25 protein-coding genes and 1 riboswitch are annotated in these 25,815 nt (G+C 70.1%); of the genes, 9 read left to right on the top strand and 16 right to left on the bottom strand.

Annotation, left to right across the window (positions count from 1 at the left end; all coding sequences use genetic code 11):
• Positions 1-12: 12 nt before the first annotated feature.
• From ABZU99_RS29065 to ABZU99_RS29025, 9 genes are all read right to left on the bottom strand, one after another.
• Positions 13-1,341, bottom strand: a complete 1,329-nt coding sequence (locus tag ABZU99_RS29065) for a cyclopropane-fatty-acyl-phospholipid synthase family protein (protein WP_356048335.1) — start codon at positions 1,339-1,341, stop codon at positions 13-15.
• 195 nt (positions 1,342-1,536) lie between these two features.
• Entirely contained in the window at positions 1,537-2,916 is a 1,380-nt protein-coding gene (locus ABZU99_RS29060) for an NAD(P)/FAD-dependent oxidoreductase (RefSeq protein ID WP_355950396.1), read from the bottom strand.
• A gap of 395 nt (positions 2,917-3,311) precedes the next feature.
• Positions 3,312-4,274: a Ppx/GppA phosphatase family protein gene (locus tag ABZU99_RS29055; protein ID WP_355950394.1), complete on the bottom strand. Its 963-nt coding sequence runs from the start codon at positions 4,272-4,274 to the stop codon at positions 3,312-3,314.
• Positions 4,271-4,849, bottom strand: coding sequence for a DUF501 domain-containing protein (locus ABZU99_RS29050; RefSeq protein WP_356048332.1), 579 nt, complete (start codon positions 4,847-4,849; stop codon positions 4,271-4,273). The genes ABZU99_RS29055 and ABZU99_RS29050 overlap by 4 nt, the downstream gene beginning before the upstream one ends.
• Before the next feature lie 64 nt (positions 4,850-4,913).
• Positions 4,914-5,396, bottom strand: a complete 483-nt coding sequence (locus ABZU99_RS29045; RefSeq protein WP_356048330.1) for a septum formation initiator family protein — start codon at positions 5,394-5,396, stop codon at positions 4,914-4,916.
• A gap of 139 nt (positions 5,397-5,535) precedes the next feature.
• Positions 5,536-6,816, bottom strand: coding sequence for a phosphopyruvate hydratase (gene eno, locus ABZU99_RS29040; RefSeq protein ID WP_355950385.1), 1,281 nt, complete (start codon positions 6,814-6,816; stop codon positions 5,536-5,538).
• 237 nt (positions 6,817-7,053) lie between these two features.
• Entirely contained in the window at positions 7,054-7,764 is a 711-nt protein-coding gene (locus ABZU99_RS29035; RefSeq protein ID WP_355950382.1) for a transglycosylase family protein, read from the bottom strand.
• Between the two features lie 7 nt (positions 7,765-7,771).
• A riboswitch (cyclic di-AMP (ydaO/yuaA leader) is annotated at positions 7,772-7,940 on the bottom strand.
• Between the two features lie 254 nt (positions 7,941-8,194).
• The gene (locus tag ABZU99_RS29030; protein WP_356048328.1) at positions 8,195-9,157 is read right to left on the bottom strand and encodes a transglycosylase family protein; all 963 of its coding nucleotides are present in this window, start codon (positions 9,155-9,157) and stop codon (positions 8,195-8,197) included.
• A 146-nt stretch (positions 9,158-9,303) separates the two neighbouring features.
• The gene (locus ABZU99_RS29025; RefSeq protein WP_356048326.1) at positions 9,304-10,581 is read right to left on the bottom strand and encodes a cytochrome P450; all 1,278 of its coding nucleotides are present in this window, start codon (positions 10,579-10,581) and stop codon (positions 9,304-9,306) included.
• Between the two features lie 625 nt (positions 10,582-11,206).
• Here ABZU99_RS29025 and ABZU99_RS29020 point away from each other — a divergent pair.
• The 7 genes from ABZU99_RS29020 to ABZU99_RS28990 all read left to right on the top strand — a co-directional run bounded on the left by ABZU99_RS29020 (position 11,207) and on the right by ABZU99_RS28990 (position 17,234).
• Positions 11,207-12,328, top strand: coding sequence for an ATP-binding protein (locus tag ABZU99_RS29020; RefSeq protein WP_356048324.1), 1,122 nt, complete (start codon positions 11,207-11,209; stop codon positions 12,326-12,328).
• Positions 12,325-12,726, top strand: a complete 402-nt coding sequence (locus ABZU99_RS29015) for a roadblock/LC7 domain-containing protein (RefSeq protein WP_355950371.1) — start codon at positions 12,325-12,327, stop codon at positions 12,724-12,726. The genes ABZU99_RS29020 and ABZU99_RS29015 overlap by 4 nt, the downstream gene beginning before the upstream one ends.
• Positions 12,723-13,094, top strand: a complete 372-nt coding sequence (locus ABZU99_RS29010; protein WP_355950368.1) for a DUF742 domain-containing protein — start codon at positions 12,723-12,725, stop codon at positions 13,092-13,094. Before ABZU99_RS29015 ends, ABZU99_RS29010 begins: the two co-directional genes overlap by 4 nt.
• A complete protein-coding gene (locus ABZU99_RS29005; RefSeq protein ID WP_355950365.1) occupies positions 13,069-13,671 on the top strand; it encodes an ATP/GTP-binding protein in 603 nt (200 codons plus the stop codon). The genes ABZU99_RS29010 and ABZU99_RS29005 overlap by 26 nt, the downstream gene beginning before the upstream one ends.
• The gene (locus ABZU99_RS29000) at positions 13,668-15,029 is read left to right on the top strand and encodes a cytochrome P450 (protein ID WP_356048321.1); all 1,362 of its coding nucleotides are present in this window, start codon (positions 13,668-13,670) and stop codon (positions 15,027-15,029) included. The genes ABZU99_RS29005 and ABZU99_RS29000 overlap by 4 nt, the downstream gene beginning before the upstream one ends.
• A gap of 468 nt (positions 15,030-15,497) precedes the next feature.
• Positions 15,498-16,454 (top strand): cytochrome P450, encoded by a 957-nt coding sequence (locus ABZU99_RS28995; RefSeq protein ID WP_355950360.1) that lies wholly within the window; start codon positions 15,498-15,500, stop codon positions 16,452-16,454.
• Positions 16,455-16,457: 3 nt separating this feature from the next.
• The gene (locus ABZU99_RS28990) at positions 16,458-17,234 is read left to right on the top strand and encodes an enoyl-CoA hydratase/isomerase family protein (protein WP_355950357.1); all 777 of its coding nucleotides are present in this window, start codon (positions 16,458-16,460) and stop codon (positions 17,232-17,234) included.
• 13 nt (positions 17,235-17,247) lie between these two features.
• Here the strand turns inward: ABZU99_RS28990 and ABZU99_RS28985 are convergent, their stop codons facing one another.
• The 6 genes from ABZU99_RS28985 to ABZU99_RS28960 all read right to left on the bottom strand — a co-directional run bounded on the left by ABZU99_RS28985 (position 17,248) and on the right by ABZU99_RS28960 (position 23,900).
• A complete protein-coding gene (locus tag ABZU99_RS28985; RefSeq protein ID WP_356048318.1) occupies positions 17,248-17,667 on the bottom strand; it encodes a DUF6479 family protein in 420 nt (139 codons plus the stop codon).
• Positions 17,668-17,695: 28 nt separating this feature from the next.
• Positions 17,696-18,694, bottom strand: coding sequence for a nucleoside triphosphate pyrophosphohydrolase (locus tag ABZU99_RS28980; protein WP_355950351.1), 999 nt, complete (start codon positions 18,692-18,694; stop codon positions 17,696-17,698).
• A 35-nt stretch (positions 18,695-18,729) separates the two neighbouring features.
• Positions 18,730-19,347 carry a SurA N-terminal domain-containing protein gene (locus ABZU99_RS28975; RefSeq protein WP_355950348.1) on the bottom strand — a complete coding sequence of 206 codons (618 nt, stop codon included), beginning with the start codon at positions 19,345-19,347 and terminating at the stop codon, positions 18,730-18,732.
• A 140-nt stretch (positions 19,348-19,487) separates the two neighbouring features.
• Positions 19,488-21,026, bottom strand: a complete 1,539-nt coding sequence (locus tag ABZU99_RS28970; RefSeq protein WP_356048387.1) for a serine/threonine-protein kinase — start codon at positions 21,024-21,026, stop codon at positions 19,488-19,490.
• 35 nt (positions 21,027-21,061) lie between these two features.
• Positions 21,062-21,628: a hypothetical protein gene (locus ABZU99_RS28965; protein ID WP_356048316.1), complete on the bottom strand. Its 567-nt coding sequence runs from the start codon at positions 21,626-21,628 to the stop codon at positions 21,062-21,064.
• 130 nt (positions 21,629-21,758) lie between these two features.
• Positions 21,759-23,900, bottom strand: a complete 2,142-nt coding sequence (locus ABZU99_RS28960; RefSeq protein ID WP_356048314.1) for an N-6 DNA methylase — start codon at positions 23,898-23,900, stop codon at positions 21,759-21,761.
• A 187-nt stretch (positions 23,901-24,087) separates the two neighbouring features.
• On the opposite strand from ABZU99_RS28960, the gene ABZU99_RS28955 reads away from it, so the two are divergent.
• Positions 24,088-24,372, top strand: a complete 285-nt coding sequence (locus ABZU99_RS28955; protein ID WP_356048312.1) for a hypothetical protein — start codon at positions 24,088-24,090, stop codon at positions 24,370-24,372.
• On the top strand, positions 24,372-25,112 hold the full coding sequence (locus tag ABZU99_RS28950; protein WP_356048310.1) for a hypothetical protein: 741 nt from the start codon (positions 24,372-24,374) through the stop codon (positions 25,110-25,112). The genes ABZU99_RS28955 and ABZU99_RS28950 overlap by 1 nt, the downstream gene beginning before the upstream one ends.
• Here the strand turns inward: ABZU99_RS28950 and ABZU99_RS28945 are convergent.
• Positions 25,109-25,429: a MerR family transcriptional regulator gene (locus tag ABZU99_RS28945; RefSeq protein ID WP_355950331.1), complete on the bottom strand. Its 321-nt coding sequence runs from the start codon at positions 25,427-25,429 to the stop codon at positions 25,109-25,111. The two genes, ABZU99_RS28950 and ABZU99_RS28945, sit on opposite strands and share 4 nt — an antisense overlap.
• Positions 25,430-25,815 lie beyond the last annotated feature (386 nt).

The raw sequence follows: 25,815 nt of genomic DNA, 5'->3' as shown, positions 1-25,815 counted from the left end.
TGGGTCCTGTGGTCACCCCCGCCAGTCGCGGGTGCGCAGCAAAAGCCCCGAGGCCCCGTCGCCCGGGGTACGGACCGCGAGGATCTGGTTGACGCCGATCCGGTTGCGTTCGAAGGAGAGCGCACAGGCGGCCATGTAGAGCAGCCAGACCCGGGCGCGGCCCGGCGAGGTGAGCCGAACGGCCTCCCTCCAGGAGGCCTCCAGACGGGCCACCCAGCGGCGCAGCGTGAGCGCGTAGTGCTCGCGGATGGCCTCGACGTCGCGCACCTCGAAGCCCGCCTCCTCCAGTTGCGAGACGGTCCGGCCGACCGGGGCCAGCTCGCCGTCGGGGAAGACGTAGCGGTCGATGAACTCGTCCACGCGGTACGCCGCTTCGTCCGGCTCGGGGCGCCGGGCGATCTGGTGGTTCAGCAGCCGTCCGCCCGGCTTCAGCAGCCGGTGCAGAATGCCGGTGTACTCGGCGTAGCGGGCGGCGCCGACGTGCTCGGCCATGCCGATCGAGGAGATCGCGTCGTACGGGCCGTCCAGGACCTCGCGGTAGTCCTGGACGCGGATCTCGATCTGGCCGGTGAGCCCGGCGTCCGCGATGCGCTTGCGGGCGTACGATGCCTGCTCCTCCGAGAGCGTGATGCCCACGGCGCTCACCCCGTACTCGTGCGCCGCGTGCAGCACCATCGATCCCCAGCCGCACCCCACGTCCAGCAGCCGCTGACCGGGTTTCAGGGCCAGCTTGCGGCAGACGAGGTCGAGCTTGTCGCGCTGGGCGTCCTCCAGCGTCGTATCCGGTCTGTCCCAGTAGGCGCAGGAGTAGACCATGGAGGGTCCGAGCACCAGCTCGTAGAAGTCGTTGCCGACGTCGTAGTGGTGGCTGATCGCCTCCTTGTCGCGGCGCGGGGTGTGCAGCGGTCCGCGCCGGACGGCCCGGACCTCCTCACGCGGCGGGGGCGGCGGCAGACCGGGGCCGGCGAGCACGATCAGGGCACGGACGGCGGCGCGCCGCCGGGGGTCGCGCAGCGCCTGGAGGGCCGCGGCCGGCCGGGACCGGCGCCGGGCGGCGGGGTCGGGGTTGGGGTCGCGCTCCCACAGATGTCCCGCCAGCCGGTCCAGGGCGTCGTACAGATCGCCCTCGATGGCGAGGTCGCCGGAGACCCAGGCGCGGGCGAGCCCCAGCTCGCCCGGCTTCCACAGCAGCCGGCGCAGCGCCCGGCGCCGCCGCAGGACCAGGGTGGGTGCGCCGGGGGGACCGGTCTCGCTGTGGTCCCAGGCGCGGATACGGATCGGGAGCGGGGCTCCCAGCATCTCCTCGGCCAGGGTGGCGAGTCGACCAGCGGCGTCGGCCATGTCGCACCTCCGTGATGGCGAGTCAGGACGATTCACTCACCACGTAAACACCATGGAACCCGCCGCGCAGTCCCGCCGACACGTCTGGAAACGGCAAAAGAGCCGAAATTCCTTACCCGTCACGGCATGACGAAGGGCGTCCGCCCCACGGATGGCGGACGCCCTTGCGTCAGAGGTGTGCCGGTGGCCCGGGCGTCAGGACGCCTTGGCCTTCTCGGCGGCCGGGGCCGTCTTGGCGGCGGCGGCCGCGGAGACCGGGGAGGCGGCCTCGTAGAACTCCTCGCGGGGGTTCTCGATGGCGCCGAGCGAGACGACCTCGCGCTTGAGGAACATGCCCAGCGTCCAGTCGGCGAGCACGCGGATCTTGCGGTTGAAGGTCGGCATCGCCATGCCGTGGTAGCCACGGTGCATGTACCAGGCGAGGCGGCCCTTCAGCTTGATCTTCATCTTGCCGAGGACGATCATCGCGACGCCCTTGTGGAGGCCGAGACCCGCCACGGCACCCTTGTTGGCGTGCTTGTACTCGCCCTGCGGGAAGCCCCGCATGCCCGAGATCACGTTGTCACCGAGGGTCTTGGCCTGGCGCAGCGCGTGCTGGGCGTTCGGCGGGCACCAGGCGCCCTCGCCGCTGGCGAGGTCCGGGACCTGGGCGTTGTCGCCGGCGGCCCAGATGTAGTCGGTGCCCTTGACCTGCAGGGTCGGCTCGGTGTCCACATGGCCGCGCGGGCCGAGCGGGAGGCCGAAGCGGCCGAGCGCCGGGTTCGGCTTGACGCCCGCGGTCCACACGATGGTGCTGGAGTCGAGCTCGAGGCCGTTCTTGAGGACCACGTGGCCGTCGATGCAGGAGTTCATCGAGGTGTTGAGGTAGACCTCGACACCGCGCTTCTGCAGATGCTCAAGACCCCACTGGCCGAGCTTCGGGCCGACCTCGGGGAGGATCTTGTCGGCGGCGTCGACGAGCACGAAGCGCATGTCCTCGCGCTTCACGTTCGGGTAGTACTTGGCCGCGTCACGGGCCATGTCCTCGACCTCGCCGATGGTCTCCGCGCCGGCGAAGCCACCGCCGACGAAGACGAAGGTGAGCGCCTTGCGGCGGATCTCCTCGTCCGTGGTGGAGTCGGCCTTGTCGAGCTGCTCGAGGACGTGGTTGCGCAGGCCGATGGCCTCCTCTATGCCCTTCATGCCGATGCCGTTCTCGGCGAGACCGGGGATCGGGAAGGTACGGGAGACCGCGCCGAGAGCGACGACCAGGTAGTCGAAGGGCAGCTCGTACGCCTCGCCGACGAGCGGCTGGACGACGGCGACCTTGCGGTCCTGGTCGATGGTCGACACCCGTCCGGTGAGAACCTCCGCCTTGGGGAGCACACGCCGCAGCGGAACCACGACGTGGCGCGGAGAGATGCTGCCGGCCGCAGCTTCGGGGAGGAAGGGCTGGTACGTCATGTACGAGCGGGGGTCGACGACCGTGACGGTCGCCTCGCCGTACCGCATCTTCTTGAGGATGCGGCGTGCCGCGTACAGGCCTACGTACCCACCGCCTACAACGAGGATCCTGGGACGCTCCGTGGTGCTCATGTTTCGAGTATCCAGCACCTTCGGGGGGTGACCTCGTGAGCCCCTTCACAAGCATGGTTGAGGGGTCTGCTACACTCCGCCGCTCGCGTGATGGACGCCATACGGAGACAAGGGAACCAGAAGGCGGACCAGCACGTTCCGGACCCCTCTGAGCAGGGATTGTCGTTGAACGCCGGAGTAGACCACCTCACCGGCGGACAGCCCCGCGGGACTGTTGGGATACCTCACGGTCCCTTCAGCGGCCAGGCGCCGTCAACGAAACCGCCCCGGAGCCCCCCATACGGCGGCGACCAGGCATCTTTTTCATGTGAAGGATTTCACGAACTTTTCGAGAAGCGGCTCGCGAACGGCCCCCGGAGGGGGTCTCGCGGCCGCTCATACGATATCCCGGAAGCTCAGGCGATGCTCCATGCGATCCCATCGAGGATGTCGTGCTCGCTCACCACGACCTCCTCCGCACCGGTCCGTTCCATGATCGAAAGAAGCACGAGCGCCCCGGCGGCGATCACATCCACCCGCCCCGGATGCATCACCGGGATCGCCGCACGCTCGGCATGAGTGGAGCGCACCAGCCACTCGGTGATCTCGCGCACCTGATCGACCGGGATCCGGGAGTGGTGGATGGCGGCGGGGTCGTACGCCTCGAGCTCCAGCGCGATGGCGGCGACGGTGGTGACCGAACCGGCCAGCCCGACGAGCGTATGGCCGCCCTCACCGGGCCGGCAGGCACCGGTGAGCGCCACGGTCTCCTCGGCGAGGTCCAGCGCCTGCCGGACGTCCTTCTTCATGGCGGCGATCTGACCATCCGTCGGGGGATCGCTGATCGCGCCATCGGAGACCAGATGGCGCTCGGTCAGCCGTACGCAGCCGATGTCCACGCTGCGGGCGGCCCGCACACGCTCATCGCCCGCGACGAACTCCGTCGAGCCGCCGCCGATGTCCACCACCAGATACGGCCCGGCCACATGATCGTGGCCCTTCAGCTCCTTGGTGGCCCCGGTGAAGGAGAACTCCGCCTCCTGGTCCCCGCTGATCACCTCGGGCTCGACGCCCAGGATGTCGACGACGCCGCGCACGAACTCCTCGCGGTTCTCGGCGTCGCGGGAGGCGGAGGTGGCCACGAAGCGGACGCGCTCCACCCCCAGCCCCCGTATGACCTCCGCGTACTCACGGCAGGCGGCGAAGGTGCGCTCCAGCGCCTCGGGGGCGAGCCGTCCCGTACGGTCCACGCCCTGGCCCAGCCGGACGATCTTCATCCGGCGGTCGAGCTCCAGCAGCTCGCCGGATTCCGGCTCGGCGTCGGCCACCAGCAGCCGGATCGAGTTGGTGCCGCAGTCCACGGCAGCGACGCGGGTCATGCGCTCTCCTCCCCGGCGTGCGGCTCGGCATCGCCGTTCGTGGCACCGTTCTCATGGGGTTCGCACGGGCTCACGCACGGGCCCTTGCGCCACCACTCCGGCAGCATGGCGAGCGCCTCGTCCCCGAGCGGATTGACCCCGGGCCCGGCCGCGAGCGCATGGGCGACCAGGACGTGCAGGCACTTCACCCGGTCCGGCATCCCGCCCGCGCTCGGAAAGCCCTCCAGCACCTCGATGGCATCGCGGCGCGCGATGTAGTCCTCATGAGCGGCCCGGTAGGCGGCGGCGAGCTGCGGGTCGGTGGCCAGCCGGGCCGTCATCTCCCTCATCACGCCCTCGGCCTCCAGCGTGCCGATCGCGGACGCGGCGCGCGGACAGGTCAGGTAGTAGAGGGTCGGGAAGGGCGTGCCGTCCTCGAGTCGCGGCGCGGTCTCGACGACATCCGGGTTGCCGCAGGGGCAGCGGTGGGCGACAGCGCGCAGCCCGCGCGGCACCCGGCCCAGCTGCCTCTTGACGGCGGCGATGTCCGCATCGGTGGGCGCGGTGTGCTCCGTCTGCGGAGGGGGCGTATCCATGAGTGGGAAGTTCTCTTCGATCGGTTTCGGACCGGGTACGGCCGGGCGGCTCGCGGCGGACGCCTCAGCGTCGCGCGCTGTCCGCCTTCGCGGCGTCCGCCGTGTCCACGGCGTCCCAGAGGTTGGTGTACCAGGGGCGGTCGGCCGCGCTGTGGTGCGAGGAGCGCTCGGTCACGCCATGGCCGTCCACCACGCTGTAGCCGGTCTCCCCCGGCATCAGGAAGTGCAGCCGCTCGCGGGCCTGCCGCTCGGTGTAGGCGGGGTCGCGCAGCCGGGCCTTGTGCTCGCGCAGCTTCTTCACGTCGTCCCGCGCCTGCTGGGCCTCGCGCCGCTGGTCGGCGATGGCGGAGCGCTGGGAGATGTACTGCCGCGTCGGATAGGCGAGCGCGACGACCAGCGAGCAGACGACCAGGGCGAGCAGGGCCGCGCGGCCGGTGAGCCGGCCCCGGCGGCGCTTGACGCGGGCGCGGTAGACCCGGGCGGCGGCGTGCTCGCCGAGCGCCTTGAGCCTGGTCGCGGTGGAGAACCGATCCCGATCCGCCGGCACGTCGCCTCCCCGGTGATGACTTCGCGTAGCTACGCCGTCCCCGGCCACGGTACGGGACCGCGGCCGGGGACGGGTGTCGGACGTGACTGCTCCGTGAACCGAGCCGCGCGGTCGGCCGACCGCGCGGCTCGGCCGGCGGTCAGCCCTTGAAGCGCGGGAAGGCGGAGCGGCCCGCGTACACCGCCGCGTCGTCGAGGATCTCCTCGATGCGCAGCAGCTGGTTGTACTTGGCGACCCGCTCGGAGCGGGCCGGGGCGCCGGCCTTGATCTGGCCGCAGTTGGTGGCGACGGCCAGGTCGGCGATGGTGACGTCCTCGGTCTCGCCGGAGCGGTGGGACATCATGCACTTGTAGCCGTTGCGCTGGGCCAGCTCGACGGCGTCGAGGGTCTCGGTGAGCGAGCCGATCTGGTTGACCTTGACCAGCAGCGCGTTCGCCGTGTCGCTCTCGATGCCCTTGGCCAGCCGCTCCGGGTTGGTGACGAAGAGGTCGTCGCCGACCAGCTGGACCTTGTCGCCGAGCTGCTCGGTGATGGCCTTCCAGCCGTCCCAGTCCTCCTCGTTCAGCGGGTCCTCGATGGAGACCAGCGGGTAGGCCGCGACCAGCTCGCCGTAGTACGCGATCATGTCGGCGGCGGAGCGGGAGGTGCCCTCGAACTGGTAGGCGCCGTCGTTGTAGAACTCGGAGGCGGCGACGTCGAGCGCCAGGGCGATGTCCTGGCCCGGCTGGTAGCCGGCCTTCTTGACGGCCTCGAGGATCAGGTCCAGGGCCTCACGGTTGGAGCCGAGGTTCGGCGCGAAGCCGCCCTCGTCGCCGAGGCCGGTGGACAGGCCCCGCTCCTTCAGCACGCCCTTCAGGGTGTGGTAGACCTCGGCGCCCCAGCGCAGGGCCTCGGAGAAGGACTCCGCGCCGATCGGAGCGATCATGAACTCCTGGATGTCCACATTGGAGTCGGCGTGCGAGCCGCCGTTGAGGATGTTCATCATCGGGACCGGCAGCAGATGGGCGTTGGGGCCGCCGAGGTACCGGAAGAGGGGGAGGTCGGAGGCCTCGGAGGCGGCGTGCGCGACGGCGAGGGAGACGCCGAGGATGGCGTTGGCGCCGAGCGAGGACTTGTCCGGGGTGGCGTCCAGGTCGAACATCGCCTGGTCGATCAGGCGCTGCTCGGTGGCGTCATAGCCGACCAGCTCGGGGCCGATCTGCTCGATGACGGCGAGGACGGCCTTCTCCACGCCCTTGCCGGCGTAGCGGCTCTTGTCGCCGTCACGGAGTTCGAGGGCCTCGAAGGCGCCGGTGGAGGCACCGGACGGAACGGCGGCACGGCCGGTGCTGCCGTCGTCGAGGCCGACCTCGACCTCGACCGTGGGGTTGCCTCGCGAGTCGAGGATCTCGCGAGCTACGACGACGTCGATGGACGGCACGAGGTTCTCCTTCGTATGTGTCTGCGGTAGCAGCACGAGCCTAACGGGCCGGGAGGGCTGCACCCCCCGTTAGCCCGCCCCGCGAGACAGGACGTGGCACAAAAACCCGGATTGGCCGCGGATATCCAGATTTCCGGGTGACTGACAAGCCCCGGCCGGACACACCGAGGGGGCGGCGCGCCCGGCCGGGGCTGGATTCTCGGAGGCCGGGCCCGAGCGGAGGCCGGCCGAGGTGGGTCAGCTCAGGTGGAGCTGCTGGCCCGGGTAGATCAGGTCGGCCTGCTCGACGATGTCCTTGTTCAGCGTGAAGAGCTTCTTCCAGCCGCCCTTGACCCGGTGCTCCTTGGCGATCTTGGCAAGGGTGTCGCCGGACTCGACCTTGTACTCGCCGTCACCCTTCTTGACCGGGCCGCGGGTCTGCGAGCGCCCGGCGTGCTCGGGCTCGCTGCGGGTCTCGGCCTTCGGCTGGGCGGGCTGGGCCGCCGGGGCCGACTGCGAGGGCTGGGGGGAGGACTGGGTGGAGGCGTCGGACTGCGCCTGCGAGCCCGAGGAGGAGCCGGAGGAGCCCGAGGGGGCGCCACCGGAGGTCAGGCCCTTACCGCAGACCGGCCAGGCGCCCTTGCCCTGGCTGGAGAGCACCTTCTCGGCGATCTGGATCTGCTGGTCCTTGCTGGCCTTGTCCGCGGTGGGGGCGAACGCGGTACCGCCGTAGGCGGCCCAGGTGGAGCTCGAGAACTGCAGACCGCCGTAGTAGCCGTTGCCGGTGTTGATCGACCAGTTGCCGCCGGCCTCGCACTGGGCGACCTGGTCCCACTGGGACGTGGTGGCGGCGGAGGCGGAGGTGGCGCCGAGGAGCGGCGCGGCCACGGCCGCGCCGGCGATGCCGGTGAGCGCGGCGATACGGGTGACCTTGGACGGGCGGCGGTGCTTGCCGTTGGACTTGAGCATCGTTGGTTCGTTTCCTCACCGACGCCTACGAGGTGAGCTGTCGGGTTCGGGCGTGAGTTGCCCGGCCGGATACGGCACGCCGCATCCGGCTTCACCCCTAGCCGTCGAGCCCGCTTCCACAGGCTTTTCGGCACCTACCTTGGGTCCCCCGCTCCTGCCTTCGGCGCTGACGCGTCGGTACCGGTCGACCGCCGGCAGGATTCGGCGTGACGATCGACGGTGCCCGCGGTAGCGAGCGGAAAGACGTTAAACACACCTGTGGGGAAGGTTCAAACACCTTCATCTCGTCGCAGGATGGTGTTCCCGATCTCACTTGTCGCACATCCCCGCAGGTAGGACCGGGTGCGGAGGGATCGGACAGGGGGAACACGCCGGACGATGTGACGAGAGGTATATCTCACCGGTTCCAGATCGGGCAATTCCCCCCGAATTACCGCCCCTTGGCGGATAGGTCAAGGCGCTGACCAGGGAGGATGAGGTCCGGGTCGGACCCGATGACCTGCTCGTTGGTGTCGTAGAGCCCATGCCACCCATCGGCCAACTCGCCCCGTTGGGCAATCGCTGACAGATTGTCACCCGGTCGGACGGTGTAGTCGTCACCCGTAGAGCCCTGGGCACGGTCCGCGTCGCCGCGGGAGGCATGCTTCCCGGAGGGCCGGGCATCCGCCGTCGAACCGTCGCCCGCGCGCTCTCCCGCGCCTTCTTCACCCCGATGGCGGCCGCTGGGCGCGGGATCGGCGGACGAGTCCGGCGCGTCCGGGGAGGCGGAGGGGTCCGGCGAGGACGTGGAGTCGTCCAGTCCGTCGGGGGACTGGGAGGTACGGGGCGCGTCCGGCTTCTCGGCACTCGGGGACGCATCCGGCGTACGGGGCGTATCGGATGATCCGGAGTCACCGGACGCGTCGGACGGCAGCACACCGTCCAGCAGCCCCCGGCCCTCCTCCGTGTCGCCGCGCTGGGCCGAACCCGGCCGGTCCGGGGTGGCCGTGGAGCCAGGGTCCACATCGGGGGCGCCGCTGCCGTCGGAGAGCCCGGCGTTCAGCGCACAGCTCGGCCAGGCGTCCGGGCCGCGGTCACCCAGAATCGATTCGGCAACGGTTATCTGCTGGGAGCGGCTGGCCAGATCGGGGCGCGGGGCGTAGTCCGTACCACCGTGGCTCTTCCACATGTCCAGGGTGAGCTGGAGCCCGCCGTAGAAGCCGTTGCCCTCGTTGGCGCTCCACATGCCGCCGCTCTCGCACTCGGCGACGCGGTCCCATGTGGTGGCCGGGGCGGCTTGGGCGCCGCCCGCGCCGAACAGCGGTATGGCGATGCTCGCCCCAGTGACGCCTGCCGCGACGACGATGGCCGGAGCCTGACGAGGGCGGCGGTGTCTGCCGTTCCCGGAAAGCATGCGATTGGGCCTCTCGTGTGACCTTCAGTTGCGGTTGAACATAGCGAGGCCGCCCGATCATCACAACCCGATGTATCCCAGGTCACGCCCAGGTCACGCAGCTGAGCGTTCGTCACTTATGTCGCCCCACAAGGGGCTTGATCGATTCACTCGTCCGGCGAATTCCATTCCACCGGAAGCGCGCGCAGCCCGCGCATGATCAGTCCGCCGCGCCAGCGCAAATCCCGCGAATCCACCGCAAGCCGCAGATCGGGCAGGCGCCGCAGCAGGGTACCGATCGCGGTCCGTGCCTCCAGCCGGGCGAGCGGTGCGCCCAGGCAGTAATGGATGCCGTGGCCGTAGCCGAGATGCTGATTGTCCTCGCGGGTGAGATCGAGGACCTCGGGCGCGTCGAACCGCTCCGGGTCGCGGTCGGCGGCGGCGAGCACCACCAGCACCGGCTCCCCCTCGGCGATGCGCTGTCCGCCGATCATGACCGGCTCGGTGGCGAACCGCCAGGTGGCGATCTCCACCGGCCCGTCGTATCGCAGCAGCTCCTCGACCCCGGCCGCGAGCACCCCCTCGTCCCCTTCTTCCAGGGCCCGCTGGAGCAGGGCGCGCTGCTCCGGATGGCGCAGCAGCGCGTACATCCCGTTGCCGATCAGGTTGACGGTCGTCTCGAAGCCGGCGAACAAGAGGATGAAGGCCATGGCCGCCGCCTCGTTCTCGGTGAGGTGCTCACCGTGGTCGCCGGCGCGGATGAGACCGGAGATCAGGTCCTCCTCGTCCCCTTCTACTCCGGGTGCCGCAAGGGACAGCCGCTTCCGGTGGATCAGCTCGGCGAGATACGCCCGGATCCGCTTCACCGCGCGGGCCACCCCACCGCGCGGCCCTCCGCCGTGCCGGATCATCGATCCGGCCCAGTCCCGGAAGTCGTCCTGGTCCTCGCGCGGCACCCCCAGCAGATCGCAGATCGCATAGATGGGGAGAGGGAAGGCGAACTCATGGATGAGGTCCGCCTCTCCCCTCTCCGAGAAGGCGTCGATGAGCTGATCGGTCAGCTCCCGCACGCGCGGCGCGAACGCGGCGACGCGGCGGGGCGTGAACGCCTTGGACACCAGCCGGCGCAACCGGGTGTGGTCCGGAGGGTCGATATTGAGCAGATGTGTCATCAGGTCCGCGCGCTGTTCGCCGGGAATGCCCACCTTGCCCCGGGCATGAGCCGACTCGCTGTGCCGCTGGGGATTCTTCGACAGACGGGGATCGGCCAGCGCCTGCCGTGCGTCGGCGTAACGGGTCACCAGCCATGCCTCGACACCACTGGGGAGCGTGGTCCGGTGCACCGGCGCGTGTTCGCGCAGCCAGGCGTACGCCGGGTAGGGGTCGGTCGCGAACTCCCAGGTGAAGAGGGTGGGAGGGGAGATGTAACGGGGCTGTTCTGGCACCCTCCGACGATACCGGCCACCATCCGGGGACCCCGATACCGACCTTTATCGGAAGTAATGGGATAAGGCGGTGGCTGAATCGATAACCGTCGAATATTAATTCAAGTTTCCCTCCACGCATCCTCCACCAGGCACACACAGCCGGAGTCGATTGCCCCGTATCCGAGGAGCGCGAACGACGATCTACGGCCACTCCACCACCCTCCGCGCGCCGCGTCCGCACACGCTCCGACCTGGGCCAACGCCCGCATGCCCAGGCTTGGCTGAAATGGCGTCAGATGGCCCGAATGAGACTGAGGCACATGCACGGCGACCCCTGAGCGTGGTGATACGATCACCGCGCTTGCCAGGCGAGCCAAGGGCGCGTAAGACACACGGCGACCCCGGCAGAAAGCCGAGAGGGTCACCACTCTGAGGAGCATTATGCCGCCAGTCGGGCATACGGAGCCGTTCCGGCGCACCGACTTCTGTGCGCTGCCGTCGGCAAGACGAGTGCGATGTCCCCGGACTCTGCGGACACCGTACGAGCGCTGACTCACCGCATCCTCTCAGCACACCCGGATGCAAAAACGCACAACACCTCCTTATCAAGTCCATGGCGGTCTAGTCGTTTAAAGAGAGTCTTATGACGCAATACATACAGGATCCAGCACTCTGGGGCCTGATCGTTGGCACGCCTCTCGCCGCAACCGCCCTTATCCGTGGCCGGAAGGCGCGGGCGACTCTGCGCAAGGAAAAAGCGGAGCTGGAGAAGCGCGCCGCGGACCTCGAGAGCAATTACGCCGAGGCGGTGCAGGAGGCTCAGATCCGCGCGGAGGAGGCCACCAAGAGTGCGCTGAAGTCCGCCATGCGAACGCTTCAGGGCCTCGCCAACGAGCAGCAGCTGGCCATCTCCAAAACCCAGGACAAATACGGGGAGCACCAGATTCTCCAGGACCTTCTGGAGATCGACCACATGAACTCGCAGTTCGGGCGGCGTGCCCAGTCCATCGCCGTGCTCTGCGATGGCTGGCTGGGCCGTCAGCGGTCCGTCGCCTCGGTGTACGACGTGGTGCGCAGCGCCAAGGGCCGTATCCGCCACTACACCCGCGTGGAAATCCGCTCCCAGAGCAATTTCGCGCTGGTCAGCAAGGCCGTCGAACCGGTCGCGCTGGCCCTGGCCGAGCTGCTGGACAACGCGACCAGCTACTCCGCCCCCGACTCTCCGATCGACATCACCATCCGCACCGTGCCGAAGGGCGTCTGCGTCATCATCGACGACGCCGGCGTCGGCATGAACGAGGAGGAGAAGAACCGGGCCGACAAGCTGCTGTCGGCCACGCGCTCGACGGGTGTGACGGGGCTCGGCAATCCACCGCAGTTCGGCTTCGCGGTGATCGGCGTGCTCGCCTCGCGGTACGGCTTCAGCGTCTCCGTCGATTCGACCTCTCCTTACGGTGGTGTGCGCGCCGTAGTGCTTCTTCCCGAGGACCTCCTGACCAACATGCCCGAGCCGGCGGAGCAGCCGTCGCGCCGCGCGTCCGCCGCGGCGGACCAGCCGGAGGCGAGCGCGGAGACCGGCTCCACCGCGGGTGGTCTGCCCAAGCGTCGCCGCAAGGGCTCGATCTCCATCGTCCCGAAAGCAGATTCCCCGAGTGCCTCGGCCAGGACGAGCGAGGAAACCGCTTCGATCATGGGCGCCTTCCAGCGCGGCACCCAGTCCGGACGCTCCGCAAACCCGAGCAGGGAAGGGCATGATCCTCAGTGAACAACGACCTGTCATGGATGCTTGACAGCGCCCTGGAGGTACCAGGGGCCCGTCATGCGATCCTGGTCTCCGCCGACGGTCTGCTGATGGCCCGTTCTCAAGAGGTCAACAAGGACGAGGCGGATACCGTCGCTGCCGCGATGAGCGGCATCCAGTCTCTGAGCCGGACCATGGCCGGCTTCTGCGGCGGCCCCCATATGACCTGGCGTCAGACACTCGTCGAGTTCGACGGAGGATGGGTCTTTCTCATCTCCGCCGGGGAGGGCGCGTATCTCGCGGTCTCCTCCGCGCCCGATGTCGACATGGCTGACATCACCTTCCGGATGCAGCAGCTCGTCGGGCAGCTCGGCAAGGTACTGACCACTCCACCTCGCGAAAACACGAGCGTTCAGGCATGACAGCGCCGGGTGAGCAGGAGCCGGAGTCCGCACAATTAGTGCGACCGTACGTCATCACCAATGGTCGCGGGCTCCCGGACAATGACCAGTTCAACCTGATCACTTTGGTCACCGCGTCCGACCAGGTGCGCCCCGGTCATCTCGACCCGGAAAGGCGCAGCCTGCTGGACCTGTGTGGGGGAGGCTATCTCTCGGTCGCCGAAATAGCGGGCCACATGGGTCTTCCGATCGGCATTGTCAAGGTTCTGCTGTCCGATCTCTCCGCGGACGGATACCTGATCACACGCGCCCCCGCGCCTCCCGCCCAGCTTGTCGATGTTTCGCTCCTTCAGGAGGTGCTGGATGGGCTCCAGGCCCGTTTCGGATGATGACGTCTATCTGGACGACGCCGTGCAGATCGCGGCCAAGGTCCTGGTCGTGGGGCACTTCGCGGTCGGAAAGACGACGTTCATCGGCACCATGTCCGAGATTCCTCCGCTGCGCACCGAGGAGCGGATGACACAGGCCGGAGCCCATGTCGATGACCTGATGGGCACCCGTGGCAAGACCACGACCACCGTGGCAATGGACTTCGGCCGTCTCACGCTGAGCGAGCGACTCGTTCTGTATCTGTTCGGCACCCCCGGACAGGAACGCTTTGTTCAGGTATGGGAAGACATGACCCGAGGCGCGCTCGGGGCGTTGATCCTGGTAGATCCGGAACGGCTCAAGGAGTCCTTCCCCGTGATCGACCTGGTGGAGCAGTACGGACTTCCCTACGCGATATCCGTCAATCACTTCGACGGCACACCGGCGCGCCCCGACGAGGAACTGCGCGAGGCGCTTGACCTGCTGCCCGAGACCCCCATCGTCACCTGCGACGCACGCGACCAGAAGTCATCGGCCAACGCGCTGATCACCCTGGTCCGCTACCTACAGGAACGTACCCGCCAGGAGCACGAATGAACACGCAATCGGATTACCCGGCGGCGCCGCCGCCGGGCTGCCCCGCCCATGGCAGCGGCAAGCGGGTGCCGCTGTACGGGCCGGAGTTCGCTGCCGATCCGGGGGCCTTCTACGCCCATCTGCGCTCGTACGGGCCGGCCGCGCCGGTCGAGCTGTCCCCCGGTGTGGAGGCCACGCTCGTCACGGACTACGCGGCGGCCCTTCAGGTGCTGCAGAACCCGGACACCTTCGCCAAGGACGCCCGCCGCTGGCGGGCCTTCAACGAGGGCAAGGTGTCGCCGAAGAGTCCGGTCGTGCCCATGCTGGGGTACCGGCCCAACTGCCTGTTCACCGATGGCGCGGAGCACATGAGGCTGCGCCAGGCGGTGACGGACAGCCTCGCCGGCGTCGATCCGCACTGGCTGAGCCGACACGTCGAACGCGTGTCCTCGTATCTCATCGACCAGTTCAGCGCGCGCGGCACGGTCGATCTGCTCAACGACTATGCCAAGATGCTGCCGCTCCTGGTGTTCAACGAGCTGTTCGGCTGCCCTCCGGAAATCGGTGACCGACTGGTCTTTGGAACCTCCGGAATCTTCGACGGCGGAGTGGACGCGGAAAAGGCGAACGCCGAGCTGACACAGGCCCTCGTCGAACTGATCGCGCTCAAGCGGAGGCAGCCGGGGGACGATGTCACCTCCCGGTTGATGCAGCACCCGGCCGAACTGAGCGACGAGGAGATGATCCATCAGCTCGTCATGCTCATCTGCGCCGGCACGGAGCCCCAGCGGAACCTCATCGCCAACGGGCTCTACTTCATTCTCTCCGACGAAAAGTATTCGGGCGGCGGGATGATGGTCGAGGATGCCATCCACGATGTGCTGTGGAACAGCCCGCCGATGGCCAACTACGCCCCGCACTATCCGGTGCAGGATGTCGAACTCGAGGGCGGCCGGCGGCTGAATGCGGGCGACCTCGTTCTCATCAGCTTCGCGGCGGCGAATACCGATCCGTCGCTTTCCTCGGCCCGGCAGACTCTGAGCAAGCGGGCGCATCTCGCCTGGAGCGCCGGGCCCCATGCGTGCCCCGCCAAGGACTCCGGTCAGCTCATTGCCGTGGGGGCCATCGAGAAGCTGCTCAACCACCTTCCCGACATCGAGCTCGCGGTGCCCGTCGAGAGCCTGACCTGGCGGCCCGGCCCCTTCCATCGGGCGCTTGCCGCCCTTCCGGCCCGCTTCGCCCCGGTTCGCCCCAAGCAGCCCCCGTCCATGCCGGCCGAGCGGCGGCCGACCCCCGCGGCCGGCACGGGGAGCCAACCCCCGGGAAGGCCGGAAAAGGGTAGCTGGTGGAGCTCATTCCTGTCGTGGTGGAAGGCATGACCAAAAGATGTGATCTTGCGCACAATTCGAATTTATTTCATCCTGAATGAATGTTCAATCACGGGGGTAGAACGTATCGCGAATTCGCGTGATCCACACATCACTCTCGGCATTCGGCGTGAATTGGATTAGCCGGTCCGAGGGTGTTGTGGACCTGAAGGAGTGATTGTGGAATCTGTCGCCGCCGGCACGGTTGTCGACCGACGTTCCGTGGTTTCGCTCATGTCTCGCCTACGCGCCTCGCGAGGACAGTCAAATCCCTATCCCATTTACGCGGAGCTCAGGGCGATGGGTGATGTCGTACCCGCGCCCTGGGGTGGTTTCCTGCTCATGTCCCATGATATCTGCGACTATGTTCTGCGCAGCAGGGAATGGGCGACATTCGACGCCGAATGGCGATCACGCCAAGGAGAGGGAAACCGTTGGTCCGCACCCGCGGCCCAACAGCTGAGTCATACGCTCCAGGGGTTGAATCCGCCGCACCACACCCGGCAGCGGCGGTCCCTGGGGAACATCTTCGACCGAGCCACCCTGAACGCCCTGCACGCCCCCGTCGCGCGCATGGCCGACGAGCTGCTCGACCGGCTCGCCGAGCGGCTGCGCACCGCCGGGGAAGCGGACTTCGCCACCGTGGTCGGCGAGGAACTGCCAGTGGCCACCATCGGCCACTGGCTGAAACTCCCCCGGGCCGACCACGAGTTGCTCAGGTCGCTCACCCACGGTCAGGCATACGCCCAGGAACTCCTCCCCTCGGCAAGTCAATTGACGCAGGCAAATGCTGCCGCCCGTGGCCTGCGCGACTACTTCACGGCGGTCGTCCAAGAGCGCCGGCAGGCCCTGGGAGACGACGTGCTCTCCGACTGGATCCGTACCTGGGACGCGATCGAGCCGGACCGGGCCGTGGCCGACGAGACGCTCTACCACCTGGTGATGTTCATCGTCATCGCCTCGCTGGAGACCACCTCCACGCTGCTCTCCAACATGGTGTGGCTGCTCGATCAGCACCCCCGGCAGCTGCAGTGGCTGCGGTCCCACCCCGAGGGGATACCGCAGGCCGTCGAGGAAGTGCTGCGCTACGATCCTCCCATTCATCTGACCACCCGTGTCGCCACCGAGGACACCGTTCTCTCCGGCTTTCGAATATCGAGGGACGACATAGTGCACGTCATGATCGGCGCCGCCAATCACGACCCGGCCCATATGGCGGATCCCGACACGTTCGATATCTGGCGCACGGCAAGTCATCTCGGTTTCGGGGGCGGAATTCACTACTGCCTCGGGGCGGCTCTGGCCCGTTTGGAGGCCAGGGTGCTGCTGTCCGGCCTCATCAGGCGTTTCCCGACCCTTCGCGTCGTTTCCCCTCCGGTATGGGAGCCGCGCGTGGCCTTTCGGCGTCTCACGGCTCTGCATGTGGTCGAGCGCTGAGCCATGGTGAGGAACACGGTGTTCAAGGACTTCAAGACCCTTCAGGTCACCGGTGACGGCCCCGAATTGCGGGTGCGGTTCAACAGCCCGGAGACCGGAAACGCCATAGGCGAACACACTCTGGACGAGCTCCTCACGGTACTCGACGAGGTGCACGAACGGCCGGATATACGGGTGGTGGTGCTTTCCGGCGCCGGACCCGATTTCTGCGTCGGCGGGGACCGCCGGGAATTCTCCGACCACCTCGCGGACGACCCCACCGGAGGGGCCCTGCGGACCATGGGCGGGAAGGCACGCAGAGTGTGCGACGCGCTCGCGACCACCTCCGCCGTCACCATCGCCCGGCTGCACGGCCAGGTCATCGGCGCGGGTCTGGCGCTCGCCCTGTTCTGTGATCTGCGCGTGGGGGCGGCCGACAGCCGCTTCCGTCTGCCGGAGCTCGCGCTCGGCCTCCCCGCCGCCTGGGGCGGTTCACTGCCGCGGCTGCTGCAGGAGGCCGGGGTGGCCAGGATCCGTGAGCTGATCCTGACCGGAAACAGCTTCGACGCCGCCAAGGCGGAGCAGCTGTCCATCGTGCACCGGGTGGTCCCGGAGGCCGAGCTCGACACCGTGGTCAGCGAGTGGTCCCGCCCGGTCATCCGCCGCTCGGCGGCGGCTCTGCGCACCACCAAGGCCCTGGTGAACTCCTACTCGGCCGCCGGCAGACTCGCGGATGCCACCTTGCTGGACGCCGAGTTGCTGGCGGCCGTGGTCGCCGCAGGGCGGCATCCGCGAGGCTGACCGGCTCATTCCGTCAGCCGGATCCGAACGAGCCGCTGTGGCCCTCGGTCCAGGTCGGCCGGTTCTCGGTGCCGCTTCTGCCGGAGTCCTTCGTACCGGAGCCGCCCAGTTCGTGCGGGCGGCGGCGGGCGCCGTCCTGCGGGAGCTCATCGGGCTCACGGCTCTGGGTGACGTAGCCGATCCGCTCGGCGTCATCCTGATGCCCGGGGCCGTGGCCCGCCTCCCGGGCCTGGCGGTCGGTCTCGTCGGCCTGCTGCCAGGCGTCCGACCGGGGCTGCGGGGTCCGGGGCGGTTCGGGCTCCCGGGCCCGGATCCGTATCCCCCACCACACTGCCGCGATCAGTACGACGACGATCACGGCTCCGACGATGAACGGCCCGGTCCCGATCAGCAGATCCCGGGCCACGGCGAGATCAGTGGCGTACGCATACATGCCGGCCGTGTACCCCCCGCCGCCCGGGTCACTCCGGGATGCCCTCGGCCGCGCGTATCGCGTCGCGGTAGGCGCGGGCCGCCGCGCGCAGGGACGTCTCCGGGTCGATGCCGTCCGCCTCGGCGCGCACCGCGAGCGCCAGCAGCTCGTAACCGATGCCCGCGCCCCCGGGGAGGGCCACGTCGAGACCGGCGGTCCGGGCGCGGGAGGCGAGCTTGGCGGTCAGCGCGAGGGCGGGCTGACCGAGCGGCACCCCTTCGGTGACCGACTGACGCTGCTTCTCGATCGCCTTGGTCCGCAGCCAGTGCGCCTTGACGTCCTCGGGGGTCTCGGCGGCCTCCTCACCGAAGACATGCGGATGGCGGTGGATCAGCTTGTCCACGATCCCGCCCGCCACATCGTCGATCGAGAACGGCTGGTCCGGGTCCTCCTGGGCGATCCGGGCGTGGAAGACGACCTGCAGAAGCACATCGCCGAGCTCCTCGCGCAGCGCCTCGCGGTCGCCCTCCTCGATGGCCTCGACGAGTTCGTACGCCTCCTCGATGCCGTACTTCACCAGCTCCTCGCTGGTGCGGGTGCCGCTCCACGGGCAGGCGATCCGGATCCGGTCCATGACCTGCACCAGATCGAGCAGCCGCGCCCCCGGCAGATCGTAGGAGCCGGGCAGCAGCTCCAGATCCGGCATCGCCTCACGACCGGATCCGGCCAGCCGGGCCAGCCCGTCGGTCAGCCCGGACTCACCGGCGGCCGAGGTGATCACGACCGTGGTACGCCCGCCCTCCGCGCGGCAGTAGTCGACCAGCTCGCGCGCGTCGGGCGCCGCGAGCTCCACCTCGATGCCCGCCTCACGCAGATACGGGAGCTGCGGATGGTCCGGGTCGCCGCACATCACCCGGTCGGCACCGCGCAGCACCTGCCACGCGGACCAGGACAGCAGGCCGGGCGCCACCCGGTGGCTGGTGGTGAGGAGGACGACACGGCCGGTGGCGGCTGCTTCGGCGGGGGCGGTGGAGTCAGGTGCGGTCACCCTTGAAACGTAACGTACGCCTGCCGGAACGGGACTTACACCGGCTGCTGGGGGGTGTTCGAGGTGCGCAGCCACGCCTCCTTGGCGAGGACGGCGGTGCCCTGGGTGTCGTCCCACTTCCCGTACCGCGGATTGACCCGGATGTCGAGCTCCTCGGAGGTACGGCTGAACACCTCGTTGACCTCGGCGGTGCCGAGCTTGCGCAGCAGCGCGGTGCGGGTGAGCTCCATCCGGACGGCGTCGTCGATCCGGTCGGGCGCGATGCCCTGCTCCAGGTAGACGGCGCGCAGCGTGGCGGGGCCGCCGCTCTGCCGCTCGGCGGCGGCGCGGGCCCGCTGCACCTCGCGACGGGTGACGTTGATCCCGTTGTCCTTGCCGGCCCGCTCAATGACCCGGAACTGGATCATCCGGATCAACGTGTCCTGGCTCAGCCGGCCGCTCCCCGCGACCAGCTGGTCGGCCCTCGGGGAGCCGCGCTGCGCGTCCCGGACGTCCCTCACCTGCGCCTGCAGCTGGGAGACGGTGATCCGGCCCCCGTCCACGACGGCCGCGGCGCCGGGGCGCGGGGCGTTGCCGCACGCGGTGAGCAGCGGGGCGGAAAGGAGCAGGGCGGACGCGGCGGAGACGGAGAGCGCGGTACGGCGGCGGATCATTGAGCCTCCCGGCAGAGATCGTGCGGCGCGACAAACGATCTGGCGATGATCGATGGTATGGAGTCGGCGCGGCCTAGGCCACTGCTTGGACAACGATTCACCGCGGTCTTGGTCAGCCTTCAGCCGTCGGCCCTCCCCCCTCAGCCGTGGACCCGGCCGAGCCAGTGCAGCGTGCGGCGGATCTCGTCGGTGAAGGGGTGGTGCGGCCCGTGCACCCGCTCGGCGTCGTGGAGGAGCCGGACGAGGATGTCATGGGCCGCCGGGCGGTCGCCGAGGGAGAGCAGCAGATGGCCGGTGCGGCGGCGGATGTCCAGCGGCTGGGTGGGGTCGGCGGCGGCGTACTGCTCGAAGTACGGCAGCAGGGTGCGGTATTCGTACAGCGCGGCGGCGGCCTCGCCGAGCTGTTCCAGGCACTGGGCCGCCTCGTAGCGGAACTGGAGCGACTGGCGCAGCGCGAGCGGGCCCGACTCGGCGGCGTACTCATCGGCCAGCCGACGCAGTTCGGGCAGGGCGCGGCGGTACTGGCCGTCGTCCATCAGCGTCGCCGCGTACTGCTTGCGCAGCGACCGTACGACGGCCGAGCGTTCACCGTGCTCGGCGGCAGCGGCCGGGAGGATCGCGCCGAGGATGTCCACGGCCTGGGTGATCCGCCCCTGGTCGAGCAGGCGCTTGACCTCGTCGACGGCCGCGGCGACATCCGGCCGCCCGGCCTGCCCGGCGGTCTCCGCGGGCCGCGGCAGCGGTACGGGGACGACGGGCGCCGCGGCGGTACGGCCCGGGTGATCCGCACGGTCCGGCCAGGGGGCGTGCGGGCGCAGAAAGGGGCGCGTGGGGTCCATCGGTCCGCCGGCCGGTGCGGGGCCCGCGCCCGGGTGGGGCAGCAGCGGCACCAGCGCCTTGTAGACCTCCTGGGCATCGGCGGGCCGGGCCTGCGGATCCTTGGCGAGCAGCCGCAGGACGAGCGCTTCGAGCGCCTCGGGCACCTCCGGGCGCACCTGGCGGACCGGGACGGGCGATTCGTAGAGATGGCGGTGGAGCACCCCGAGGGCGGTGGACCCGGCGAAGGGCACGCTGCCGATGAGGAGTTCATGGAGCAGCACACCGAGCGCGTACAGATCGGTGTACGGGCCGACGGCGCCGCCCATCGCCTGCTCGGGGGCCATATAGGCGGGGCTGCCGATGGGCGACCCGGTGTGGGTGAGCCGGGTGGTGTCGGTGTCGAGGACGGCGGCGACGCCGAGGTCCAGGACGGTCACCGAGCCATCCGGGCGGACCATCACATTCCGCGGCTTCAGGTCGCGGTGGACGATCGGCACCGCGTGCACGGCCGAGAGCACGGCGCACAGCTGGGCGGCCACACAGACCGCCCAGGGCCAGGGGTACGGATCGTGCTCGGCGAGGTGGTCGGCCAGGTCGGCGCCCCCGACATGGCTCATGACGAGGTAGAGGTCCTCGCCGTCGCTGCCCGCGTCATGCACGGTGACCAGTCCGCGGTGGTCAACCTGCGCGGTGACCCGGCATTCGCGGACGAAGCGGCGGCGCAACTCGTCCACGGCGTCGCCGGGACCGCCGGGGCCCGCCACCCGGTCGGGGCGCAGCAGCTTGACCGCGACGCGGCGGTCCAGTCTGCGGTCGTACGCGGTCCACACCTGCCCCATACCGCCCTGGCCGAGCAGCATGGCCAGCTCATAGCGGTCGGCGATGACGCGTCCGTTCAACGGCCCTGCTCCTTGCGCAGCCACTCGCTCAGCTCGTCCAGCTCGGCGCGGACCCGGTCGATGCGCTGGGGGTGGGGCTGCTGCGGCAAGGAGGGCTGGGCCCCGATCCCCGGGTGGGGGTAGGCCGGGGGCTGGGGCGGGACATAGCCGTACGGCCGGAGCCCGTAGGGGGGCGCCGACAGCGGCGCCGCGGTGGGGACCCCCGAGGCCGCCCGGGCGGCCGAGGCCGCGCGGTAGTGGCCGATGTCCACGACCAGGTAATGCGTCGTCACCCCGGCGGCCAGCGTGAACAGCGCCGCCAGCGCGATGTACCCCAGCGTGCCGGGGTTGTCGTCCGGTCCGGTCCCGATCTCCACCAGGGTCAGCACGACCAGCCCACAGGTGCCCCAGAACAGCGCCCAATCCAGCGGCCGGCGCCGCATGATGGCGATCCGCAGCATGGTGACCCAGGACAGGATGCCGATGCTGAGCAGGGTCACGGACACGAAGATCACCCGCACGATGACCACCAGGGCGGTGGCGGCGGGGCGGGGCTGCGGCGGCGCGGGGACGTGGCCGTGCATTGCTGCTCCTGGAGGGACCTGATTCGGCGGACGCCGATGGACGCTGACGCGCTTTTGAGCGTATACGTGGACACGGCGGAGGGAGCCCGGGTTGTACGGAACCGGCATGCGATTGATCACACAATTGTGATCAGTCGGGCTGGACGGTGCCGTCCGCGAGGCCGTCGTACAGCCCGCGCACCAGCTGGTCGCCCAGGCGGGCCGCGAGCCGCAGGGTCTCCTCGAACGCGGCCAGGGTGCGGTAGCGCTCACCGTAGCGCCGCTGGTCGGCCAGCGGCAGCCGGGGCAGCCGCAGCCGGCGCACGTCCAGCCGGGTCGCGGTGGAGGCGTAGCTGCTGGCCTGCCGCTGGTTGGCGCTGCCGCGCAGATACCCGGCCAGGAACCAGGAGTCCAGCGCCTCGGGGTCCGGCCGGAGCAGACACAGATGGCGGGCCGGGGCGGCCCCGGCCGTGGTCTCGTCGATGACGCGGGCGACGGTGCCGCCGCCGATCAGCGGGACGACCACATCGCCGACTTCGGTCAGCACGGGCTCCCCGTCCGCGGCCCCGGGGGCGGCGGGGGCGACCGGGGTGCCGGTGGGGCCGGTTCCGGCGAGGACGTCCTGTTCGGTGAGGAGCGGGGCCGCGGCGGGGCCGCCGCCGGTCTTGAGCACCAGGGCACCCGCGCGGGCGAGTTCGCCGACGGTGGTCATGGGCCAGCGGCCCTGGGCTCCGGCCGGGGCCGGGGCCTCGGCGGGCGGCTCGGCGGGGGTGGCGGGGGTCAGTTCGGTGGTGCGGGACAGGGTGGCGGTGAGCCGCTCCCGTACGGCGGTGAGCTCGGCGGCGCCGCCGCCCGCGGCGGGCGGCGGGAGATGGCGGGCGGGGGCCAGGTCCACATCGTCGTCGAGGAGTTGGATGACGGGCAGGGTGCGGCAGACGCCGGGCTGCTCGGGGGCGGTGCCGTCGCGGTCGAAGGCGCGCCAGGCGTCCAGGACGGTGGTGTGCACCGTCCGCCAGGGCAGCTTGTCGCGGCCGGGTGAGCCGGATGAGACGGCGGCGCCCTCCGTGGTCGCATGCCCGGCGGCGGCTGCCGCGTCGATGAGCAGCAGCCGGGGGGCGGCGGGCTGCCCGGCCCCGGGGCGGCGCAGCACCCACAGGTGCAGCGGGATCCCGTACGGCGGCGCCGCCCCGGCGGGCAGCGCGACGACGGCCCGCAGCGCACCGCGCCGCAGCAGATCGGCCCGGATCCGGCGGCCGGAGCGGCGGGAGGCGGCGGCGGGCGGCATCAGCAGGACGGCGGTGCCGCCCTCGCGGACATGCGCGAGGGCGTGCTGCACCCAGGCCAGCTCGGACTCGGTACGGGCGGGGAAGCCGTACTCCCAGCGCGAGTCGTAGGCCAGCTCGTCATGGCCCCAGTTGCGCTCGTTGAACGGGGGATGGCTGACCACGGCGTCGGCGCCGAGCCCCGGAAAGGCGTCCGCCCGCAGGCTGTCCCCGCCGCGCACCCGCACCTGGCCGTCGGAGTCCAGCGCCAGCCGCAGCGCGGTGAGCGCGGCGAGATCGGGGTCCAGCTCCTGGGCGTGCACGGTCTCCGCGCCCCGGGCGGCCCGCAACACTCCCCCGGTCCCGGAGGCGGGGTCGAACGCGGTGCGGGCGGGGGCGGCCGACGTGCCGGATCCAGCCCGCCCGGCCGTGGCCAGGCCCGCCAGGGCGGCCATGAGGGCGGCGGGGGCGGGCGGGGTGAGGGTGTACTGGCGGGGGTTGGCGTCCAGATGGCGGCCCAGCAGGAATTCGTACGTCTCGCGCGGACCGAGTTCGGCGGCGAGCTCCGCCGCCCCGCGCAGCAGCGGCACCGAGGGGCGCAGCCCGGCCGGGTCCGGGGTGGGTACGGGGTGGTCCTCTCCGAACCGTGCGGTCAGGGCGGGGGCGAGGGCCGCGGGCAGCAGCTCGGCCAGCTGATCGTCGGTGGCCCGGCCCAGCCGGCCCCAGACCCCGGGCCGGTCCCGTACCAGCAGCAGGACGGCGCCCACATGGCCCAGCGCGGCCGTGCCGCCCGCCGGGTGGCCGGCCAGCAGCTGCCAGACGCGCTCGCGCAGCGGGACCTCGGCGAGCTTGCCCTGGGCGCGCAGCCACTGCTCGATGTCGCCGAGCGCGAAGGTCGGACTGGTCTCGGTGCCGCCCACCGGCTTGGGGAAGTCGGCGTGGCGGCGGCGCCAGTTGGACACGGCCGCGCGGCCCACCCCCGCGAGCCGGGCGATCCCGGCGGCGGTCACCTCTGCTGCGTTCTCCGGCACCTGGCTGACTCCGTCCCGTGGTGCTGACCGGCGGTCAAGCATAGCGGCGAGCATCACATAGAGACCCATTCACGCCGTGAACCCCCCAACTCCCGCTGATTCTTGTTGACTCGGTTCACTGTGTCTGCTCTTATTAACGCGTCGGTTCACGGAGCCTCCTCCAACGCCTGAAAGGTGCCCATCCGTCATGTCCCAGCAGCAGAACCGGTTCGCCCGCCACAAGGTGCTCACCGGCACCGGCACCGGCACCGGCACCTGCGCGCTGGTCGCCGTCATCACCCTCGGTGGCGTCGCGGGAGGCGGTCACAACGGCGACGGCGAGAACGGCGGCACGGACACCAAGGCCTCGTCCGCCGACGGTGGTTCGGGGACCACGTCCAAGGCATCGGGCCAGAAGGCCATCGTGACCATCGGTGCCGACAACACCTATTTCAAGACCAACGGCTGCAAGAACTGGAAGAAGACGGGCTGATGCGCTCCACCACGACCCTGGCGGCGCTGTGCGCCGCCACCGCCCTCGCCCTTACGGCCTGCGGCACCGACGACGCCGGCGCCAAGAAGGCATCCGCCTCCCCCGCCCCCACCGGGGTCGCCGGGCTGACGGGTCCGCAGATCGCCAACAAGGCCATCCGGACGACGAAGTCGGCGTCCGCCATCACCGTCGACCTCGACGGGATCGTCGACGGCGGCGCCATGAAGTACCACATGTCCTCGGACAGCAAGGGCGACTGCGCCGGCACCATGTCCATGGGCGGCGACGGCAGCGTGCGGCTGATCAAGACCGGCGGCACGGCCTATATGAAGTACGACGCGGCCTTCTGGCGGGAACAGGGCGGGAAGGACGGGGCCGCCGCGGCCAAGATGATCGGTGACCGCTGGACCAGGACCGACGCCTCCGGCGCGGACGCCAAGGACCTCACCGGCATGTGCGACTCGGACGAGCTGCTCGCCGGGTTCGTCACCGGCGACACGGCCGCGCGCAAGGGCAAGGCCACCACCGTCGACGGGCAGCCGGCCATCACGGTGGTGGAGAAGGACGGCGACGAGACGTACACCCTGTATGTCGCCACCCAGGGCAAGCCGTACCTTCTCAAGCTGGTGACCAAGGGCGGTAAGGAGCCCGGCACGCTGCGGTTCGGCGACTTCGACCGGCCCGTCGACGCCAAGGCCCCCACCGGGGACATCGTCGACCTCGACAAGCTCGGCGGCTAGCCGCGGCGCCGCAGTTCCTCGTTGATCCGCTGGGCTTCTTCCAGCTGGTCCTCGAGGATGATGATGCGGCAGGCGGCGTCGATCGGGGTGCCCTGGTCGACCAGTTCACGAGCGCGCGCCGCGATGCGCAGCTGGTAGCGGGAGTAGCGGCGGTGGCCGCCTTCGGAGCGCAGGGGGACGATGAGACGGGCCTCGCCGACCGCCCGCAGGAAGGCGGGGGTGGCGCCGATCATCTCCGCCGCCCGGCCCATGGTGTAGGCGGGGTAGTCGTCGTCATCGAATCTGTCGTCGGCGCGCTCGTGGGGCTGTGACGTCATTGCACCTCTCTGGGGACGCGTCAGGGGGCCCTGGTGCCATATGGCACCAGGGCCCCGAGAGTTTCAACACCATCTACCGGCGCCGTGCGCCGGCCTTCTGTTTCCGCGTGCCGCCCGGCGGGCGGGGTGCGGGGATCGCGACTGCGTGACCGGGGACCACCTTCCAATCCGGGGTCTGCGGTACCCGAGCGGACCAGGTCCGTGCTCGGGCGATCCCGATGGCGTCTCCTCCTCTCCTGCTTCTCTCACTGATCTGGCCGATACCGCTGTCATCCTCATGCGCGGCCTCGTGCGCGGCGGCTCACCGCCGCGCCGGGTACCACTCGCGGCAGTTCGTCTCTGCCGCGCCTGATCGACCTCGTTGGCTACGAGAGAAACCCTAGTGG

The organism is Streptomyces sp. NPDC005266 (assembly GCF_040607655.1).
Classification (GTDB): Bacteria; Actinomycetota; Actinomycetes; order Streptomycetales; family Streptomycetaceae; genus Streptomyces.
The sequence above is the reverse complement of the archived record's forward strand: the minus strand, read 5'-3'. Positions and strand labels throughout refer to the sequence as shown.